Annotated in this window: 14 protein-coding genes and 1 tRNA gene; 1 reads left to right on the forward strand and 14 read right to left on the reverse strand. The window is 60.0% G+C overall.

Translation table 11 applies throughout. The features are described from left to right. Window positions 1–37: 37 nt before the first annotated feature. On the forward strand, window positions 38–2,113 hold the full coding sequence (locus ACVWNW_RS03830) for a P-type ATPase (RefSeq protein ID WP_454483125.1): 2,076 nt from the start codon (window positions 38–40) through the stop codon (window positions 2,111–2,113). 75 nt (window positions 2,114–2,188) lie between these two features. Here ACVWNW_RS03830 and clpB read toward each other — a convergent pair whose 3' ends face one another. From clpB to ACVWNW_RS03900, 14 genes are all read right to left on the reverse strand, one after another. Further along, window positions 2,189–4,978: an ATP-dependent chaperone ClpB gene (clpB, locus tag ACVWNW_RS03835; protein WP_454483127.1), complete on the reverse strand. Its 2,790-nt coding sequence runs from the start codon at window positions 4,976–4,978 to the stop codon at window positions 2,189–2,191. Between the two features lie 160 nt (window positions 4,979–5,138). Next, a complete protein-coding gene (locus ACVWNW_RS03840) occupies window positions 5,139–5,954 on the reverse strand; it encodes a fumarylacetoacetate hydrolase family protein (RefSeq protein WP_121912918.1) in 816 nt (271 codons plus the stop codon). Window positions 5,955–6,020: 66 nt separating this feature from the next. Further along, window positions 6,021–6,839, reverse strand: a complete 819-nt coding sequence (locus ACVWNW_RS03845; RefSeq protein WP_454483130.1) for a YggS family pyridoxal phosphate-dependent enzyme — start codon at window positions 6,837–6,839, stop codon at window positions 6,021–6,023. A gap of 243 nt (window positions 6,840–7,082) precedes the next feature. After that, entirely contained in the window at window positions 7,083–8,120 is a 1,038-nt protein-coding gene (gluQRS, locus tag ACVWNW_RS03850) for a tRNA glutamyl-Q(34) synthetase GluQRS (protein ID WP_454483132.1), read from the reverse strand. 94 nt (window positions 8,121–8,214) lie between these two features. Continuing rightward, window positions 8,215–9,561: a metal-dependent hydrolase family protein gene (locus tag ACVWNW_RS03855; RefSeq protein WP_454483134.1), complete on the reverse strand. Its 1,347-nt coding sequence runs from the start codon at window positions 9,559–9,561 to the stop codon at window positions 8,215–8,217. 223 nt (window positions 9,562–9,784) lie between these two features. Further along, window positions 9,785–10,516 carry a GntR family transcriptional regulator gene (locus ACVWNW_RS03860; protein WP_454483136.1) on the reverse strand — a complete coding sequence of 244 codons (732 nt, stop codon included), beginning with the start codon at window positions 10,514–10,516 and terminating at the stop codon, window positions 9,785–9,787. Between the two features lie 245 nt (window positions 10,517–10,761). Then, the gene (locus ACVWNW_RS03865; protein WP_198208018.1) at window positions 10,762–12,168 is read right to left on the reverse strand and encodes a PTS ascorbate transporter subunit IIC; all 1,407 of its coding nucleotides are present in this window, start codon (window positions 12,166–12,168) and stop codon (window positions 10,762–10,764) included. After that, window positions 12,165–12,470 carry a PTS sugar transporter subunit IIB gene (locus tag ACVWNW_RS03870; RefSeq protein WP_454483138.1) on the reverse strand — a complete coding sequence of 102 codons (306 nt, stop codon included), beginning with the start codon at window positions 12,468–12,470 and terminating at the stop codon, window positions 12,165–12,167. The genes ACVWNW_RS03865 and ACVWNW_RS03870 overlap by 4 nt, the downstream gene beginning before the upstream one ends. A 5-nt stretch (window positions 12,471–12,475) precedes the next feature. After that, complete coding sequence (locus ACVWNW_RS03875) at window positions 12,476–13,021, reverse strand: PTS sugar transporter subunit IIA (RefSeq protein WP_255297779.1); 546 nt, start codon at window positions 13,019–13,021, stop codon at window positions 12,476–12,478. A 602-nt stretch (window positions 13,022–13,623) separates the two neighbouring features. After that, window positions 13,624–13,697 (reverse strand) — tRNA-Lys (locus ACVWNW_RS03880). Between the two features lie 97 nt (window positions 13,698–13,794). Next, a complete protein-coding gene (locus ACVWNW_RS03885) occupies window positions 13,795–15,315 on the reverse strand; it encodes a formate--tetrahydrofolate ligase (protein ID WP_454483141.1) in 1,521 nt (506 codons plus the stop codon). A gap of 39 nt (window positions 15,316–15,354) precedes the next feature. Then, on the reverse strand, window positions 15,355–16,881 hold the full coding sequence (locus tag ACVWNW_RS03890) for a C69 family dipeptidase (protein WP_198191268.1): 1,527 nt from the start codon (window positions 16,879–16,881) through the stop codon (window positions 15,355–15,357). Between the two features lie 156 nt (window positions 16,882–17,037). Next, complete coding sequence (locus ACVWNW_RS03895; RefSeq protein ID WP_454483143.1) at window positions 17,038–17,610, reverse strand: YbhB/YbcL family Raf kinase inhibitor-like protein; 573 nt, start codon at window positions 17,608–17,610, stop codon at window positions 17,038–17,040. Between the two features lie 219 nt (window positions 17,611–17,829). Continuing rightward, window positions 17,830–19,368 carry a PTS ascorbate transporter subunit IIC gene (locus ACVWNW_RS03900; protein ID WP_121912909.1) on the reverse strand — a complete coding sequence of 513 codons (1,539 nt, stop codon included), beginning with the start codon at window positions 19,366–19,368 and terminating at the stop codon, window positions 17,830–17,832. Between the last annotated feature and the right edge of the window lie 8 nt (window positions 19,369–19,376).

Raw genomic sequence — 19,376 nt, forward strand, 5'->3', positions numbered from 1 at the left:
AAATATTGAGGGGTTGGAGCAAGACCGAAGGAGATCCGTGGGTATCGATATCTTCCTGGCGATAGCCGATCTGGTCGTGGCCTGTGCGGTCACCTGGCTGATCATCTGGTACTTCCTTATGCCTTCGGCTCATGTCAGCGACCAAGATGCAGGCGCAGACTCCCCGGCCAACCGCCCCTGGCGCGATCCCGAGGATTGGAGCAAATGGGGGGCCGATCTGGACTCTCGCAGCCACCGTCTGCTCAGGCCTACCATCATTAGCGCCCTGCTGACCGCACCAGTTTTGGTTCTAGATCTGTTTGATCGCTTCGGCCCCGAACTGATTCCCTCCTGGCTGACCAGCCCCTGGGTCCAGGCCATTCTGATAACCCCAGTCATCTTCTATTGCGGCCGTGGAATACTCATGGACGGGTGGAAGTCCATGACCGAGCACCGCTGCAGCCCCGATCTTTTGGCCATGCTGGCCACAAGCCTGGCCTACCTGTACAGCCTGGCCACCTGCCTGGCCGGGTCCCTGCTGCCGGAGGGCTCCCGATCCCCATACTTCGATCTGATCGGCGTAGTCATCACCCTCCTATTGCTGGCCCGGGTCATCGGCACCAGAATGGAAGCCTCCCTGGTGGCCTCTTTGAACCATCTGACAGAAATCCGACCAGCCTCAGGCCTGGTGGCCGATTCCAAGCATCCGCAGACAGTCCCCGCCCAGATTCTTGCACGTGACCGGATTCGCCCAGGCGATTTGCTCCTGGTGCGCACAGGAGAGCGCCCAGCCGCGGACGGGGTTGTGGAGTCAGGGTCGGCCCTGGTGGACGACAGCGAGCTGACCGGCGGCGACCGACCCCGGCCTTGCGGACCCGGCGACCGGATCCTGGCCTCCAGCAAGATTCTAGAGGGTCGACTGTCCATCCGCGTGGATGCCGCCGGCGACAACACCTATGCAGCCAGACTCGTGAAGATCATCCCTCAGGCCCTGGTCGAACGCTCCCCCGCCATGCGCAGAATGGATCGGATTGTCAACACAGCCATCGCCCTGATCATGATCCTGGCTGTCTGGACCTTCATGCTCTGGCTCATGCTGGGACCGCAACCCCACTTGGCCCACGCTGTAGGCAATGCGGTCTGCGTACTGACCATCGCCTGTCCCGCTGTCGCAGCCATGACCATCCCCATGGCCTTCCGAACCAGCTTGGAGACCGGCCTGGCCCATGGTCTGCTCTTCACTTCGCCAAGAGCCATGAACCACCTGGGCCGCGTGCGCACGCTGATTCTGGACGACTCCTCTCTGCTGGATTCCGACGACTCGGAGAGCCAGGGTGTCCACGCGGAATCCCTGACCCGTACCGCCACCCATCTACGCTCCTTGCGAGTGAGTAGCCTGATCCTGGATGGAAGCCGCCAGCCGGATGACAGGATTGAGCGGGCGGCCCGTCAGGCGGGCGTGGATATGCTGATCACGCGACTGACCCCCGAACGCAAGCGCGAATGTATGGATCGTCTCATCCACGACCTGACCCGGACCAGCAGAGGCGTTCCAGCGGATCGGACTGGTCAAGGCACCGCATCCGCCGGTGAGCAGGGCCGAACCAGCCTGGTGGCCCTCGCAGCTGGTACTACAGCGGATCCCAAGCTGGCGGCCAGGGCTCAGGTGGGCATCACTTTGGGTCCAAAACTTCAGGCTGACACAGACGATACCACGGACGACATTCACCTGCCGCACCCGGATCTGATCCTGCACCAAGGCGACCTGGACGGGACAGGCAGGGCCATCGAACTGAGCCGAGCCACCACCCAGGTCATCAGGCAGAACCTGGCCTGGTCCACTGTCTACAACGTCATCGCCCTGGTCATCGCCACCGGAATCTGCCAACCCTTCTTGGGCTGGATGCTCAACCCCATGATTGCAGCAGTAACAGGGGCCCTGTCCACCATCCTTGCCATGCTCAATGTTCGTCGCCTGCATCGGCTCCGGCACCTGCGCCGTCGCTGGCTGCACCTCGCCCTGATCGACACAGACCAGCTACCGACTGTAGCGGCACGACGCCCCCAAGTCATCGTCGACAGCCAGTGGGAGTCCATGCAAGAGGGCAAGGATCCGGCGGCCGCTATGGACTGAATCCACAGAGCACAACATGTGGCACAAAAAGGGTCGGCACCCGGGATTACCCCGGGTGCCGACCCTTAATTGATCTCAGTGAGACTGGGCCTGACCCTGATCGTCGCCACGAGCGGCATGACGGCCACGACCACCGTCGCGTCCGCCATCACCGGCATCAGCATCAGCATCGGCATCGCCATCAGCCGTCACATCGTCGACTGTAACTGAGTCATCGACCAGATTTTCAGTGGGCCAAGCGGTCAGCTCCAGGTGGTCGCCGCCGGTCTGATCCACCAGGACTGTGTCGCCGTCGTGAACCTTGCCAGCCAGCAACATCCTGGCCAGCTGATCGCCCACCTCGGTCTGGACCAGCCGACGCAAAGGCCGAGCGCCGAAGGCCGGGTCATATCCCATGTTGGCCAGCCATTCCCTAGCGGAGTCGGTGACATCAAGGGTGATGCGCCGGTCGGTCAGCCGCTGGGCCACCTGCTTGACCTGGATATCCACAATGGAACCCAGCTCGTCGCGTGTCAGCGGGTGGAAGATGACCAGATCGTCCAGCCGGTTGATGAACTCAGGCTTGAAGTTGGCATGCACCGCATCCATAACGGCCTTACGCTTGCCATCCTCGTCCAGGTCGTCCCGGACCAGGAACTGCGAGCCCAGGTTGGAGGTCATGATCAGAATGGTGTTCTTGAAATCCACCGTCCTGCCCTGGCCATCGGTCAGCCGACCGTCATCCAGAACCTGCAGCAGCAGGTCGAAGACCTCAGGGTTGGCCTTCTCCACCTCGTCGAAGAGGACCACCGAGTAGGGCCGCCTACGGACGGCTTCGGTCAGCTGGCCACCCTCCTCATAGCCCACGTAGCCGGGAGCAGCGCCGATCAGCCGGGAGACCGAGGCCTTCTCCATGTACTCTGACATGTCGATGCGGACCATGGCCTTCTCGTCGTCGAAGAGGAAGTCAGCCAAAGCCTTGGCCAGCTCCGTCTTGCCCACGCCGGTGGGGCCCAGGAACATGAAGGATCCTGTAGGCCGATCGGGATCGGCGATGCCGGCACGCGAGCGCCGGACCGCGTCGGATACCGCATGGATGGCCTCCTGCTGGCCGACCACCCGCTTGCCCAGGTAGTCCTCCATATGCAGGAGCTTCTCGTTCTCGCCCTCCATGAGCCGTCCCACAGGGATACCGGTCCAGTCCGAAACGATCTCCGCTACGGAATCCGCATCAACATGGTCGGGAACCATGGGTTCCTGGGCCGGTCCCCCGGCGATGTCAGCCCCATCGGGACCAGCGTCATTGGAGGCGTTCTTGGCCTGCTCGGCCGCGTTCTCCGCCTGGGCCAGCTGCTTACGAATGCCGGGGATCTCCCCGTAGAGGATACGGGAAGCCTTCTCCAGGTCGCCCTCGCGGGTGGCCTTGTCAGCCTCGACCCGCTTGGCATCCAGCTGGGCACGCAGATCGCCGACCTTGTTGTGGCCGGCCTTCTCGTTCTCCCAACGAGCCTTGAGGCCGCCCAGCTTCTCGCGAGAGTCCGCCAGCTCGGCCTGCAGCTTGCTTAGACGGTCCTTGGAGGCTGGGTCATCGGCCTTCTTCAGCTGCATCTCCTCCATCTCCAGACGGGTGACGCGACGTTGAAGCTCGTCGATTTCCTCAGGCTGGGAATCCAGCTCCATCCTCAGGTGGGCAGCGGCCTCGTCAACCAGGTCGATGGCCTTGTCTGGCAGCTGACGACCCGAGATATACCGGTTGGACAACGTAGCTGCCGCCACCAGGGCATCATCCCCGATGGTCACCTTGTGGTGAGCCTCGTAACGCTGCTTGAGACCACGCAGGATGGCCACGGTATCCTCCACGGAGGGCTCGCCCACGAAGACCTGCTGGAAGCGGCGCTCCAGAGCCGGGTCCTTCTCGATGTTCTCACGGTACTCGTCCAGGGTGGTGGCGCCGATCAGGCGCAGTTCTCCCCTGGCCAGCATGGGCTTGAGCATGTTGCCTGCATCCATGGATCCCTCTGCGGCACCAGCACCGACAATGGTATGGATCTCATCAATGAAGGTGATGACCTGACCGTTGGCGCTCTTGATCTCGTTGAGAACAGCCTTGAGTCGTTCCTCGAATTCGCCACGGTACTTGCTGCCAGCCACCATGGAGCTCAGATCCAGGGAGATCAGCCTCTTGCCCTGCAGGGTGGTAGGCACGTCGCCGGCTACGATGCGTTCGGCCAGGCCTTCGACCACGGCTGTCTTACCCACGCCAGGCTCGCCGATAAGGACGGGGTTGTTCTTGGTCCGCCGGGACAGGATCTGCATGACACGACGAATCTCCTGATCCCTGCCGATGACCGGGTCCAGCTTGCCCTCCTTGGCCTGGGCGGTCAGGTCGGTGGAGTACTTTTCCAAAGCCTTATAGGTACCCTCGGCATCGGGGCTGGTCACCTTGGCGCCGCCACGCACCTGTGGCACGGCCTTGCGCAGGGTATCGGCCTGCAGACCGTTTCGGTTAAGAATATCGGCGGCCTGCGAGGGACCTTGAGCAATGGCGATGAGCAGGTGCTCGGTGGAGACGTATTCGTCCCCCATGGCTTGCATTTCCTTCTCTGCCTGAGCCAAGGCCATGCTGAGCTGACGGCTGGCATCGGGCTGCGATGCCGTGGATCCGCTGGCCGACGGCAGAGCCACCAGGGCCTGACGGACCTCGGCTCCGACCCGTTGGCTGTCACCACCAGCGGCTTGAATCAGCCCAGGCACCACACCGGACTGCTGGCGCAGCAGAGAGTCCAACAGATGGAGCACATCCACCTGGGGGTTGCCGGCCGCCGAGGCCGACTGGATAGCATCGCCGATGGCCTGCTGAGCCATGGTGGTGAAGTTTTCGTTCATAGAGCATCCTCCAACATTCTTCGGCGGGGCCAGCCGAATCATTCGACCAGACCCCGTCACGGGTTCATCTGCCTTCTACAACAGCGAAAGGAGGATGCCTATTCCCAAACTTGAGCCTAAACGACTCAAGTTTTTATATCGCTTATTTTCCCGCTATTCGCTACTCGTCGATGACCACATTGCGCAGGTAGCCTATTCCCTCAACCTGAACCGTGGCCTCGTCTCGGTTTTTCAAGGAACCTGTGGCGTGCGGCGTGCCGGTCATGATTACATCGCCGGGCAGCAGGGTGGCGAAGCTGGAGATGAAGGCGATCTGCTCAGGAATGGAATGGATCAGGTTAGCGGTGGTGCCGCTGGCCTCAGGCACCTCTTCCCCGTTGAGTTTGAAGGAAATCTTCGCGTCACGATAGTCCAGGTCGGTCTCGATCCAGGGCCCGAGGGGGCAGGCGGTGTCAAAACCCTTGCAACGGGTCCACATGGGATCGTTCTTCTGCAGGTCACGCAGGGTTACGTCATTGACACAGGTGTAGCCCAGCACATAGTCCATGGCCTCGTTGACGCTCACCTTCCGCGCCATCCTGCCCATGACGACGGCAACCTCGGGCTCATAGTTCATGTCCTTGCTATAAGAGGGCTTGACGATGGGGTCGTCAGGGCCGATAACCGAGGTGGAGGGCTTCATGAAGAGCATGAGATTCTCCGGAGGCTCCGGATTCGAGGACTGGCCATGTTCGGCCATGTAGGCAGCATGGGCGCGGTAGTTCTTGGCCGCCCCGTAGATCTTGGAGGGGATGACCGGGGCCAGCAGCCGCACATCCTCGTCGTCCAGAGGGTAGCGCTGACCGGTGGGTTCGACCTGCTGGCCAGTCAGGGGGTAGCCGCTCAGCTCAACCAGATAGTCCTTGCCGTCCTGCTTGTCAGTTTGGACAAAAGCGTATCGTGGGGTGTCCTTGTAGGAAAAACGCGCGATTCTCATAGGGCACAGTCTAGCCCCAGGCCGGTCCTCTTAACAGAATCGGGTTCCGAAACAGGCAGTGGCTGGTCAGATAAAAGCCCGCGGGCCGAAGATGGCTGTGCCTACACGGACCTCGGTCGACCCCTCAGCTACCGCATACTCCATGTCTCCGGTCATTCCCATGGATAGCATGGTGCAGGTGTCAGTGCCCGGCTCCCCCGAATCCCTGATGCGGTCGCGCAGACCGCGCAGGTGAGCAAATCCGCTCCTGATAATGGCCTCATCATCCACATGTGCACCGACGGTCATCAGACCCTTAAGCTGAATCCCCTCCATGGCAGCCAGTTCATAAGCCAGATCCAGGGCCTGGTCGGGGGCACATCCCGACTTGGCCTGCTCGCCGGACTCGTTGACCTCCAGGAGTATGCCCACAGTTCTGCCCGCAGCCAGTGCCCGCGTGGCCAGCTTCCGAGCCAGCGAGAGCCCGTCGACCGACTCGACCGTGTCGACATATGGCAGGATCTTATTGATCTTGTTGGATTGGAGCTGCCCAATAAGATGGAAGCCAACGCTGGCGCTTGATGAATCACTGTCTGTAGTGTCAGTGCCGAGGGACAACCCCCTGTCCCGACAAAGTTCCAACAACCCCTGGGCCTTGGCGGTGACTTCCTGAGGACGGTTCTCGCCAATCCGACGCACCCCGGTATCGATGGCTGCCATGATTTCGCCCACATCGCGGGTCTTGGTGGCCGCCAGCAGAGTCACCGAGCCTTCTTTTCGACCGGCGGAGTCCTCCGCTTTGGCGATTCTTTCAGCTACACGCTTGACCCCATCCGCGATCTGCCCAGCTCGTTCCCTGCTGATCTGCCGATTGTCCAGATCCTTGTGGTCCATATAGGCGACCATGACCCGCTACCTCCTTAAAATCCGGAAGCCTTGACTGAGGCCATGGTAGCCAGTGGCTCATACCGGAATTCGCTCCGATCCCGAGCACCAAACGGCAAAACTAATGAACCAGGATCGATGAGTCACGCTGCACGGTCACGAATATTGCTATGCAGCAGTCGCTAAACAATAATTCCCGTAAGCCTGAAAGCCGGCAGGTAAACACACGCCGTAAATGATCGGCGCGGCTGAGTACCGGAGAACTCAAAGATTCGGCTTTGCTTCGGAAACTTCCAGCTTGCTCAGATCCAGCTTCCTGTCCTTGCGGTCAGCAGCCAACATGTTCCACGTGAAACCATCCAGCAGCTCCTGCACACTCACGGGTCTGGGTCGATCCAAGAGTCCCAGGAGCCATCCACAGACCCCAAGCACCTGCCTTGCCGTCCAGCCGTCTCTTCTGAGCGATCCCAGATCCGGCGATCCGAAGCGCTTGGACATCCTTCTGCCGTCCACGCCGTCAATCAGCGGCAAATGCGCGTACTGAACACTAGGAGCCTGCGGCTGAAGATGATTCCGGATCCACATCTGAATGGCCGTGGACCTCAGCAGGTCCCGTCCTCGCACAATCTGATTGACGCCCATAGCCAGGTCATCCACCGTCACCGCCAGCTGGTAGGAAACCAAGCCATCCGAGCGTTGGACGACCACATCACCGACCTGCCTGGGCAAGTTGAAGGACTGCGGGCCAAATATCAGATCGTCGAAGCGACAGATGGCATCCGACTCGTCGGGCTGGTCAGGGACTGCAATCCGAAGGCTGTGTCTCTGCCCCCGGGCCAGCCTTTCATCGACTATCCGATGGGAAAGTCCTCGGCAGGTGCCCGGGTAGACAATGAACCCGTCGCCTTCATTCGGCGCCGATGCCGCGCGGATGTCAGCACGGGAGCAGAAGCAGGGGTAAACCAGAGGCTGCCCGCCGATCAATTGCTGCGATTCCAGCAATTTCAATGTCTGACTGTAGGCATCGGCGCGCTGGGACTGGTAGACCACCTCGCCATCCCAATCCAATCCCAACCATGCCAGGTCGTCCATGATCCAGCGACCGGCATCCTTGACCACACGCGGCGTATCTATGTCTTCAATGCGAAGCCGCAGAACCCCGCAAGACCCTTGCGACCTGACACCCAGCCAGGCCGCAAGACATGCATAGATATTGCCCAGATGCATTCGCCCAGTCGGCGAAGGTGCCAACCTTCCTACAACCTTGGCCGGGCCGACCTGATCCACTCTCGGTTCTCCCATTTGCATACCGACATGCTTGCATACCACCCGGTCATCGGGAAGCCATCAGCCGGCCAAACTATTGCACGCTTCTGAATGGCCCTGAAGCAAATGATCAGAAGCTGTCGAGCAGGCGATCGATCTCCTCGAAGTGCTTGACCTCAGGCCGCCATACCGGCTTGCCGCGGACGATTACCAGCTTGGGATTGGCCAGGGTCCGCACATTCTTGGCAGGGTCCTCGTCAAGGACGATCAGATCTGCATCCTTGCCCGTGTCGACCGAACCGGTGACACTGTCGAAGCCCAGGTTTCGTGCATTGACCTGAGTGGCGGCGTGGAAGGCCTGCGCCGGGGTGAAGTCCGCGTACCGCACCAGATAATCGAGTTCTCGCCAAGTACCGTACTGGGGCACGAAGGTCATGCCTGTGTCGGTGCCGACTCCGACGGCAATGCCGTTCTCATGAGCCTGCTTGGCACTCTTGACCATGCCGTCAACGACCAGCTCAGAATTACCGCGAACTATATCGCTGATCCCCAGCTCCTGCTGACTGATCTTGACCAGAGGCAGTCCGGCGGACAGGGTGGGGTCCAAAGCCGAGAAGCCACGAAGCGAGCGCGGATTGTCAAGGAAGAGACCGATCATCTCGTCATCCAGAGCGCTGCCATGCTCGATAGTATCCACGCCTGCCTTGAGAGCGGCCTTGACACCCTCAGGGCTCTGGGCATGCGCTGCGACCAACACACCAAACTCATGGGCCTCATCGCAGACGGCGGCCATCTCCTCCTCGGTCATCTGCGGGCTGCCGGCCTCGCCAAGCTTGGTAGCATCGGTGACACCGCCGGTCGCAGCCACCTTGATGGCATTGACCCCATGATCCAGGTTCTCCCTGGTCCGACGCCTGGCCTCTTCTGGAGAAGAGCAGGACAGGGCAATGAAGGGATCGCCATGCCCTCCGGGAATCGCCAGCAGGGGACCAGCAGCCAGCATACGAGGGCCGGTCAGCTCGTCGGCATCAATCTTGTCGCGCAGACGAACCGCCTCATAACCCACATCACCCAGGGTACGAATGGTCGTCACTCCCGAGTTCAACAGCGTGGAAACGTTGCCCTTGATCCTGGCATCCATAAGGACTCTGCCTGCGGGGCTGTGCACCACCTTCAAACCGGCATCGACCACACGCGGCGACAGGTCCGTACCGCCAGACAAGGGCTTGCCGTCGGCAAAGAGATGGGTATGAGCATTGATGAGTCCAGGTGCCACAAACTTGCCCGTAGCGTTGATTCGGTGATATCCGGAGGGCACGTAGGCCAGCGGAGTCGGGCAGACCTGCTCTATCCGGCCATCCGCGGACACCAGAACAGACATATCCTTCTGAACCGTGCCTTTTTCATCACCGGTCGCGATACTGGCATGCTCGAGCACAAACGGCTCGCGCTCTTTCCTGCCTTGAAGACGCCCCATGGTCGTACCTGCCTTCCCATCTCCGATGCACTCATTGCGAGGAATCGGGCATATATGTTCAATACTATCCACTGCAGGACGAACCATTCAAGCCTGACGCACAAGCAAATGAGGCCATTCAAAAGCAGCCCGGCAGCAGAAGCAGGGGCGAAATGGCCGAAACGCAGCAGACACATTCGAAGTCATGACCACTAACCGTTGACGACCTCTCTGAGCGCGGTGATCATCTGGAGTCCTGCATGCTGTTGATGACGAACTCTATTTCGGAATATGCAGGCGGTTGAAGAGCTATACCGAATGCCACCATCGAGCCGAATCCGTCGAAGACGGTGGAGTCCATGGCCAGCACGGGCCGGCCCCTGTCCACATGAAAGTATCCGGCGATCCGCGAATCGACATTCTCGATGCGGACCACAACCTCGTTTCTGGCGAGCCTGACGTCGTATTGTTCCTCGATGAAACTATAGAGGGAGCCATCGGAGAAATCATGCTCGAGTATTTCCGGAAACTGGACAGCCGACAGATAGGTGCAGACATATTGATGCAGATTGCCATCGACATAACGCAGTCGTTCCAGTTCAATCAGGTCTGTGTCAGCATCGATACCCAACTTGGACGCAAAATCGGCGTTCTTGACAATCCTGTTGCCAAGCACCCGGGTCTTGACTGTTTTGCCTAGGTCACGCTGCTGGCGCCAGAATCCCCTGATGTGGCCGTTGATCACCTCACGAGAGGATGAGGGCGATTTCAACTTGAAGGTACCCTTGCCCTGACTGCGAACGATCAACCCTTCACGAATCAAATCTTCTATGGCATGACGAACCGTAATCCGACTGACGTTGTAGCGTGTGCAAAGCTCGGACTCCGTGGGCAGCTGCGCCCCATCCTTCATCCGTTTGATGCTTCCGCGCAGATGGTCTCGCACGGACACATACTTGGGAATTCCATCTACCATTGCAAAACCGACCCACCTGATTTCATTGCCCTCATGAATCGAAATCCCGCGACCTGCGTTAACCGGAGGCCTGCTGCCTTCAATGATTGTAAAAGCCCCTACCTGTTTCTGCCCAATACAGGAGCCAAGCAGCAATATTCTCCGGCTACGGATGGGTCATGGAACTGATATTGAAAAGTCCGTTAGTCCCATGACCCCTCTCTACCGCTGTCCCTGCCGGCTTCAGATTGGACAGGGGATTCAATTCAGGCGACGGCCTTGGCCTTGTCAGCCGAGTCAGCTGCAGCGGCAATGGTCTTCTTGCGCTTGTTCATGAAGTAGGAGACCACATAGACCAGGATCAGCACAACAATGATTCCCACGATGATCGCAATCTGGCCGCCAGCCTTGTTGAGGTAGCCCAGGAAGATGCCGGCCACACCAAAATCGGCATCCGAGTATGTGGCGGCGCCCTTGCCTACAGATCCCAGCACCGGCAGAAGCAGGAGCGGCAGGAAGGTTATGGCCAGGCCGTTGACGAAGGAACCGAGAATGGCTCCACGCCGACCACCCGCACCGTTGCCGATCACGCCCGTAGCACCGCCGGTCATAAAGTGGGCCACGACACCGGGAATGATGACGGTGGTTCCGGCCAGGGCCATGATGGCCATGCCTACGATGCCGCCGACGAAGCTGGACAGGAACCCAATCAGAACGGCGTTAGGAGCGAAGGTGAAGGTGACGGGAACGTCCAGTGCAGGCTTGGCGTTCTTGACCAGGTGCTCACTGATGCCCTTGAAGGCAGGAACAATCTCTCCCAGGACCACACGAACACCTGCCAGGATGATGTAGACGCCGGCAGAGAAAGTGGCGGCCTGCAAGACCACATAGACGATGAAGTTCTGTCCGTCGCTGAGCTTGCTCTCGATATAGGCGGGGCCGGCGAAGAGCGCCACGATGACATAGATCACAGCCATGGACAGGGCCACGATGACTGTTGTATCGCGCAGGAAGCCCAGGTTCTTGGGGAAGTTGATATCCTCAGTTGATTTGGAGGGATGCTTCTTACTACGGGTGAGCGTAGCCACCAGACCACCTAGGGCAATGCCCGAGCCGCCGGTGTGGCCCAGGGCCACATCATCGGTGCCAGTCACCTTTTTCATGAAAGGCTGCACGACTGCGGGCGAAAGGGTCACAACCAGGCCCTGAGCGATTGAACCCCAAAGCAGGGTCTGCCAGGTGGAGAAACCGGCCGCCACGAAGATGACCGTTATCATCGTGGCCATATAGAAGGCCACGTGTCCTGATAGGTAAACATATTTGAAATATGACGTTGCAGAAAGAATGATATTGACAATCATTCCGAAGAAGAAGATGAGTGCAGCTACGGATCCGTACTTGACCAGTACCGTGCCGACTATGGCCTCGTTATTGGGAACAACGCCCTGGACATGGAAGGCATGCTGGAACATATCCCCAAAGGGGGTCAATGCGTTGGTCACCACGCCAGCGCCAGCGGCCAGGACCAGAAAGCCCACGAACGTCCGTATGGTCCCCTTCATGACATCCGTGGCAGACTTGCGTTGCAGAGTCAGGCCGAGCAGGGAGATCAGCGCGACGATGACGGAAGGTTGTCGGAAAATGTCCAAAAGGACTTTTAATACCCCGTTCATGCCGTCTGCCCCCCTTCAGGAACATCCATGCCATGGCGCTTCAGGGCCTCGGCAAGCTTTTCTTTGATCTCATTCATGTCGATCAGACTGTTCAAAACGACTACGTCTCCCAGATCCTTGGCAGCATCAGCGATGTCACGCCCGACAAAAATAATATCGGCATCGCCCTTGTTGACCGAACCCAGATCGCTATGGTTGGTCTCGACCCCAGTCACGCCAAGCTCTTTCAGCGCCTTGTCAATATTGAGCTGGGTAATGAAGCTCGACCCCAGTCCAGTGCTGCAAACCGTCAGAATCTTCATGTTGATTACCTTTCTTCCTCGAGGATCGTCCTCAATTCCTCAACGTTCGCGGCCTTGCCCAGCCGTTCCTGATTCTTCGCGTCACTCAGGAAGGTCGCCAGCGATTGCATCAGGCTTAGATGGCTGTTCGAGTCCTGCGCAGCCAGGCAGAAGAGCGTGCTGATCGGGTGGTCCTGAGAATCGGCCAACAGGAAGGGACTGCCAACCTTCAGCACCGATAGAGAGGTGGTCACAACGCCTGCCTCGGGCCTGGCATGAGCCATGGCAATGCCTTGACCCAGATCAATATAGGTGCCGCCTGGTTTGCGTATCGAAGCCTTGATGGCATCGACATAAGAGGGTTTGATCCTTCCAAGATCAACCAGCGGACCAGTGACCACGTCCACCGCTTCTTCCCAACCGGCTACGCCGTCCCTATACATGACGGTGCCTTCCGGGAAATACTCGTTCAGCAATTTGCCTCCTCGCATACGATGAAGCCCATCCGCTTCGGAGCGAATGATCGTGGGAGAATACCTCCCCGGAACTTCAACCTCGAATTCCGCAAACATTATAACAACATGACAATATGATGTCTAAACGTGCGTGTTCAAACGTCATATTGTTCAGGCACCATATTCCGAGTCTTTGACTAAGACCCGGGCCCCTGGCACAGGCAAAATCCGGCGAGGTGAGCGCGGTAACAGGTCACATACGGATTCAGACCGGGGTCGCTGGGATCGCTCGAATAAGCGATCAGCCTCCACACAATCAAGCCAGCAACTATGGAGGCGGTAGCTTAACCCCCCCCCCTACCCCTGCAGACAGCAGAGGATTCCTATTACCAGCGCAAGGCTCGCATACCCTTCTACCAGTCAGAAATGAACGGCTTCTGTTCTTGCAGGTTTTATGCTCAGCATGCACGGAACGGTGTGCCGGGGTTAAGATCATTAGCCAAGGAAAACAGCAGGCAGGCCGGCGACGCGGAAACGTACTCATCGATTAAGGGACGATCTTCGAGCCCCGCTTCGGCGGGGCTTTTTCGTGCTCCGGGAGTGTCGGAATAATCCGATGCAATTTAGTATACGTTGAGTATACATTTTGGAACTTGTAGGCCTTGGCGTAGATAAAGGAAAAGCCCCGCAGCCTTTGCGGCTGTAGGGCTTTGACTCTGTGCCCCCACGGGGGCTCGAACCCCGGACACGCTGATTAAGAGTCAGCTGCTCTAGCCAACTGAGCTATAGGGGCAGGGCACTTTCAAGAGCCAAGTAGATACTATACACGGTTTCGGCAGGCCCGCAACACGGCGCGTCACAGGCCTGCCGAATCCATATGCATGGCCTGCTCAGACGATCTTGGGCATGGGCGTGGTCAGGGAAGTGGTCAGATTCACCTGCAGGAGGCCAGCACCCGTATGGGCCTCGACCTTCTTCAGGGTGACTGTGCGCTTGTCCTGGTCGGCCCGGTCATCGTCGGTCATGGTAGCCGGAGATTTGACCGCCACTACGACCAGATCCTCGAGGGAAATGCCAGCCTTGCTGCACAGGTCAGAGGCTGCCTGCAGGCTGTCTTGGAAGCCCTCACGCTCAACGACCCGATCAGCCGGTACCCCGTAAGCGCTCTTGGCGATCCAGCGAATCCGATCCGGCACGGACATATCATGCAGGCTGGCTGTATCCGTCTGGGCTTTCACGGGTTCCTGCAGGGCCTCGATCAAATCATCCAACTGAGACTCCAGGGCCTTGCCACCGTCCCGGAAGAGGTTGCCCGCGATAGGCCTGCGGAAGCCCAGGCCGTCGGCGGTCTCCCGCAAGGAATCCACCTGGTCGTCCTCGCCCTCCCAGAGGTTGATCAGAGGAAAGGTGGGGATACCCAGTCCTTCAAGACGGTGCACGTGGAAGGGATAACGCCAGCTCAGCTTGGGATCGTCCCGCCAGGTGGTGGCACGGGTGACGACCACGGCGGCGGCCGGCCACTGGGCCCCATACTCGCGGGCGGCGATGTCCAGCCACTTCTGGGCGCCGGCATCGGCTCCGTAGCCCGCCTCGACGACGACCACATCATGCCGGGCGCAGGCCATCTCCACGGACACCAGGCTGGGAATGCCGATGGAGACGTTGGCGAATGGCCCCCCATGCACGTAGACCGGAGAACCCTCCAGGGTCTGGGTGAAAGCGGGCTTGACCGCATCAGTCAGGATGCCAGTGATCCGCCACAGGTCCACAAACTCTCCGAAGGTGACGGGACGGCCATCCAAGGTCCCCGCAACCATGGCGGCCACGCGCCGTTTGATCTCCTCCATGCTCCGGGAGAGCACTACGATCTGCATGAGCTCACAGGTGGGCGTCAACACGGTCCGTTCAGGCAGATCGCCCTTGCCGCGGTCCACGGTGATCTGGCGCAGGGACCGCGAAGGCACCTCGCTGACCCTAGGCACCAGGACGGTGTCCAACCGACCCTCGTCCACAGCCTTCTCTGCAAAGGAGACCAGCAGGTTCTGGGCGGATTCAATGGCCGCCATCTCCCCGCACAGGCCCCAGTCCACCAGCTCAGGATGGGTCAGGGAGGACTTGCCCCCACCAGAGGCGCCACCCTTGGAACCGGCAGCGGTAATGCCCATGCTGGGCTGACGCAGGACAGCTGCGGCATCCACTCCCCGGGCGCGCAGGGCGTCGATCAGCGCGATGGTGGTGGTGGTCTTGCCCTCCCCTCGCGAAGCCTTGAGCGGGGTGTCTGCGGTAACAAGCAGCACCCGGCCATGCTTGCGCGGCATATCCGGATGATCCTGCAGATCCTTCAGGTAGCCGAAGGCATCGATCTTGTCAAACAGACCGTATGGCCTGACGTAATCGTCGAAGCCCGTCATGAGGCTCTCCTCCTTTATGATCCTTGTCAATCGGATGGCTCAGTTGTCGGACAGATGGTAGCCATTGCGCATGCCCATGCTGGCCGTGTAGAGCACCTGACTCAGCAGGTCGTCGGTTTCCTTGCGCAGAAGGTCGGCCATGTCCTTGTTAGCAGCCTCCAGCACCTGGCGAACCTCGGGGTTGTCAGTGCCTTTATCGGCACCTTCCAAGCGGGCCACCTGTTCATCTGTGGCGGCAATCATGCGATGACCCTCAGCGCCAACGCCCTGTTGGTAACGTTCGACTGCCGCCAGAGTGCCGGCAAAGGCCGAGTCACACAAGGCGGCGATCAGACGGTCGGACCAGTAGAGGCTGTCGGTGGAAACCCGGCCCGTGGTGTTGGCCAGATAGTCGGGCGTACGATCCACATTGGCATAGAAGGGAACCAGGGCATTGAAGGCGTTGGACCCGTATGAAATCCACTGGATGGCCCGGCAGGATTCAGGCTGGTAGGGGCGCAGCTGGATCAGGGACAGCTGGTCGTTGCGATTGATGCCGATGGGGCGGTAGAGCCCCTTGGTGTGCTCGTCGCCGGTCCGCCCATAGGGATCGTAGGGTGTGCCCTGGTAGTGAGAGCTGAGCAAGTACTTGACATCCTCCACGGTAATCAGCCGCTCAGGCTGGCGGCACCAAGGGATGTTATCGCTGGTGGGAGTGTGATCGGCGTCCGGCCCGTCCCAGATCTCGTCATAGGGGTTGAGGAAACGCTGCATGTACCAGGCCCGAGGCGTGTTGTACACATGGTCCGAGTCGCTGTGGGATCCAAAGGCATCACGCGGATTGAAGGGCGAAGCTGACTCCACGGACAGGTCCAGGTAGTTGTCGGCGATGAACTCCCGCAGGTCGGCCGAGCAAAGGTGGTCGGTCTGGTCTCCGAAGGCATCGTCCAAATCAAACTCGTCGATGCCCAGCTGGTTGGGCATGGTCACATAGGAATCATCAGGCACGCGCTTGGCAATCCAGTGGTGGCCACCCACAGTCTCCATCCACCAGATCTCGTCCACGTCGCTGAAAGCGATGCCATTCATCTCATAGGTGCCGTAGCGCTCCAGCAGGGAGCCCAGCCGTTGGACGCCTTCCCGAGCCGAGTGGATATAAGGCAGGACGATGGTGACCAGGTCCTCCTCGCCGATGCCTCCGGGCACTGCGGCCAGGTAGTCCTTATCCCCGGGACGGCCCTGGGCGGGTGTGGGCTCAACCAGCGGATCTGCACCCAGTACACGTTCGTTGGTGGTGATGGTCTCGGTGGCTGACATGGCCACATTGGCGCTGTTGACGCCTGCGGCAGCCCAGAGCCCCTGATTGTGCAAAGCATCGGGCACCGAGGTATAGCGCATGGGATCGTCGGGCAGATCTATCTCCAGGTGGCTGATCACACTGTGGTAGTGCCGCGGCTGCTGGTCAGGAGCGACTAATACGAAGCGCTTGGGACGAAACTCTCCGTTGGACGAATCCTCATCCCGTGCGATGATGGTGGATCCGTCGTAACTGGCATTCTTGCCTATCAGAAGCGTGGTGCAGGGCATATAAGCGTCTTCCTTTGTCTGGTCGTGGTCAACTGTCATCACCAGTCCGGAAGTCGGGGGATGCCTTTACACCCGACTGCGTGGGCAGGCAGGGATGACGGCTGTCTGCGCACTTGGGGCATGGCCTCACTCTAGTGCTTGACCGTCCCAACCGGGTCAGGCATCAGCTGGCAGCCAGGCCTGAGCTGCTGCAACCACCGGCTGAGCGGAATGGATGGCATGGGCCAGGGCATTGAGCCAGAACCCCTCCTCCAGGCCGGGCAAGACCTCTTGTGTGGCCCAGACCGACAGCACATAGTCATGAACCCTGTCCGGAGGCGTGGGGCCGTTGTAACGCATAAGCACGGCGGAGTCGTCGGCAATCTCCTCCTCCATAACCAGGGGCGAGGCTGCCGAGGTGCGCCCTTGGGGCACACCGGGAATCAGATCAGACAGATTTCTGGAGAAGTCCTCAGGAATCGCCAGTACGGAGCTTCCGGTCCCCTCAGGCTGCAAGGAACGCAAAGCCTCGATGGGCAGGTTGGCCAGGGACCAGTGAATCCAGGGGAAGCCACACACGGGCACGGAATCAGGATCCACCAGCATCCAGTGCAGGTAGCGGGCCTCCTGGGGCACATCCTCGAGCCGGAAGGGGAAGGAGACTACAGGACGTCCCTTGCGGGTAAGGGACTGAGGGGCGCGCTTGGCGTACCGATCGGGAATAGTGCCGAAATCAGTGATAATCCTCATGATTCGATTCTCGCCCGCCCAGTCGACGAGGTCAAGTTCTTCCGTGAAACCGGCCGCAAACAGCACCCCGCACGATAAATTCCACTACCCTGCGCAAAAAGCGCAAGAGCCGCCCGGATCCTTCCACATGGAAACGATCCGGGCGACTCTAAATCGGACTAGGAGAAAGGAATCAGCAAGACCTTTCTCCCGGCGCTTATACGGCGAGATTGTGCATGCCTATTCGGCCTTTGCGGCCTTGGCCTGTGCACGAGCGGCCTTGGCGGCTGCACGAGCCTGAGCCTTGGCCTCCTTCTCTTCAGCCTCGACGCTGGCGATGAACTCAGCATGCTTGGCGGCAGGCAGCCATCCGGTGTTGACCACCTTGACCTGCCAGACCCAGGCCAGGGCGAAGATCACCACTGCCAGAATCACCAGGACCACGGCCCCAACAGGGATGCCCAGCTGGGACAGCTTGCCAACCACAGTGCCGTACCAGGCGAAGTCGGCATCGCCGAAGGTGGCGTTGGACAGGCCGAAGCTGCCCAGAACCGTCATCAGGATGGCCGGCAGGAAGGTGATCAACAGACCATTGATGAAGCCGCCGACCACAGCCCCGATGCGGCCGCCGGTCGCGTTGCCGAAGACACCGGCACCGCCGCCATCGAAGAAGTGGGGCACCATGCCCGGCAGAATCAGGGCCAGACCCCAGACGGGCCCGAGCCAGACGGCGATGATGACCAGGGCCACCAGACCACCGGCAAAGGAGGCCAGGAAGCCAATCAGGGATGCGTTGGCACCGTAGGGGAAGACGATGGGGATGTCCAGAGCGGGACGGGCGCCGGGGACTACCTTGTTGGCGATGCCCTGGAAGGCAGGCACCAGCTCACCCAGGATGATACGGACGCCGTAGAGGATGATGCTCACGCCGATACCGAACTGCAGGGCCTGGGCGAAGGCGGCCATGAAGAAGGATCCCCAGTTGGCCGGATGGGAGGGGAAGACGGCGAAGGCGGCCTTGGCCGGCACCACAAAGGCGGTCCAGACGGCGAAGACCAGGTAGAGGACGACCATGAGCAGGGTGGTGGAGACCATGGAATCACGCAGGAAACTCAGCCCCTTGGGGAAGTCGATATCCTCGGTGGAACGCGACTTCTTGCCCACGGCGCTGCCGACCGCGCCCGAAACCACGTAGCCCAAGGTGTTGAAGTGGCCGATGGACAGCTTGTCGCTGCCCGTCACCCGGTTCATGTACGGCTGGGCGAAAGCGGGCATGGCCACCATGATCACGCCCATGAGCAGGGAGCCAATCAGCACGATGAGCAGGTTGTTGCCCTTGCCGAACCCGATCGAAAGAACCAGGGCCAGCAGGGTTGACATGAAGACCATATGGTGGCCGGTCAGGAAGACGTACTTGAGCGGGGTGAACCGTGCCAGCAGGATCATGACGATGAAGCTGAGCACGATGATGTAGGCGGAGGCTGCGCCGAACTGGCTGGAGGCCTGGGCCACAATCACCTCGTTGGTGGGGACGACTCCGTGGGCGCCAGTGGCCTTGAAGACCAGTTTGCCGAAGGGATCCAAGGCGTTGGTCACCACGGTGGCGCCGGCGCCCAGAATCAGATAGCCCATGGCCGCCTTGAGGGCGCCCGAAATGACCTGGCCCGCGCTCCGTTTCAGGGCGATCAGGCCGATGGCCGCCACAATGCCAATCAGATAGGCGGGCACATTCAGAATCTCCTGGCTGATGAAGTTCAGCACCGCAAGGAAGACATTCATTGTTTGTC

It is taken from the genome of Bifidobacterium sp. JNUCC 75, from assembly GCF_054819865.1.

What these genes read in the sequence shown, in the direction of transcription:
- ACVWNW_RS03875 (WP_255297779.1), bottom strand. Translation starts at nt 13,021, where the DNA reads ATGTTTGCGGAATTCGAGGTTGAAGTTCCGGGGAGGTATTCTCCCACG.
- ACVWNW_RS03840 (WP_121912918.1), bottom strand. Translation starts at nt 5,954, where the DNA reads ATGAGAATCGCGCGTTTTTCCTACAAGGACACCCCACGATACGCTTTT.
- ACVWNW_RS03845 (WP_454483130.1), bottom strand. Translation starts at nt 6,839, where the DNA reads ATGGTCGCCTATATGGACCACAAGGATCTGGACAATCGGCAGATCAGC.
- ACVWNW_RS03900 (WP_121912909.1), bottom strand. Translation starts at nt 19,368, where the DNA reads ATGAATGTCTTCCTTGCGGTGCTGAACTTCATCAGCCAGGAGATTCTG.
- ACVWNW_RS03895 (WP_454483143.1), bottom strand. Translation starts at nt 17,610, where the DNA reads ATGAGGATTATCACTGATTTCGGCACTATTCCCGATCGGTACGCCAAG.
- ACVWNW_RS03860 (WP_454483136.1), bottom strand. Translation starts at nt 10,516, where the DNA reads ATGGTAGATGGAATTCCCAAGTATGTGTCCGTGCGAGACCATCTGCGC.
- ACVWNW_RS03870 (WP_454483138.1), bottom strand. Translation starts at nt 12,470, where the DNA reads ATGAAGATTCTGACGGTTTGCAGCACTGGACTGGGGTCGAGCTTCATT.
- ACVWNW_RS03855 (WP_454483134.1), bottom strand. Translation starts at nt 9,561, where the DNA reads ATGGGGCGTCTTCAAGGCAGGAAAGAGCGCGAGCCGTTTGTGCTCGAG.
- clpB (WP_454483127.1), bottom strand. Translation starts at nt 4,978, where the DNA reads ATGAACGAAAACTTCACCACCATGGCTCAGCAGGCCATCGGCGATGCT.
- ACVWNW_RS03890 (WP_198191268.1), bottom strand. Translation starts at nt 16,881, where the DNA reads ATGCCCTGCACCACGCTTCTGATAGGCAAGAATGCCAGTTACGACGGA.
- ACVWNW_RS03865 (WP_198208018.1), bottom strand. Translation starts at nt 12,168, where the DNA reads ATGAACGGGGTATTAAAAGTCCTTTTGGACATTTTCCGACAACCTTCC.
- gluQRS (WP_454483132.1), bottom strand. Translation starts at nt 8,120, where the DNA reads ATGGGAGAACCGAGAGTGGATCAGGTCGGCCCGGCCAAGGTTGTAGGA.
- ACVWNW_RS03885 (WP_454483141.1), bottom strand. Translation starts at nt 15,315, where the DNA reads ATGACGGGCTTCGACGATTACGTCAGGCCATACGGTCTGTTTGACAAG.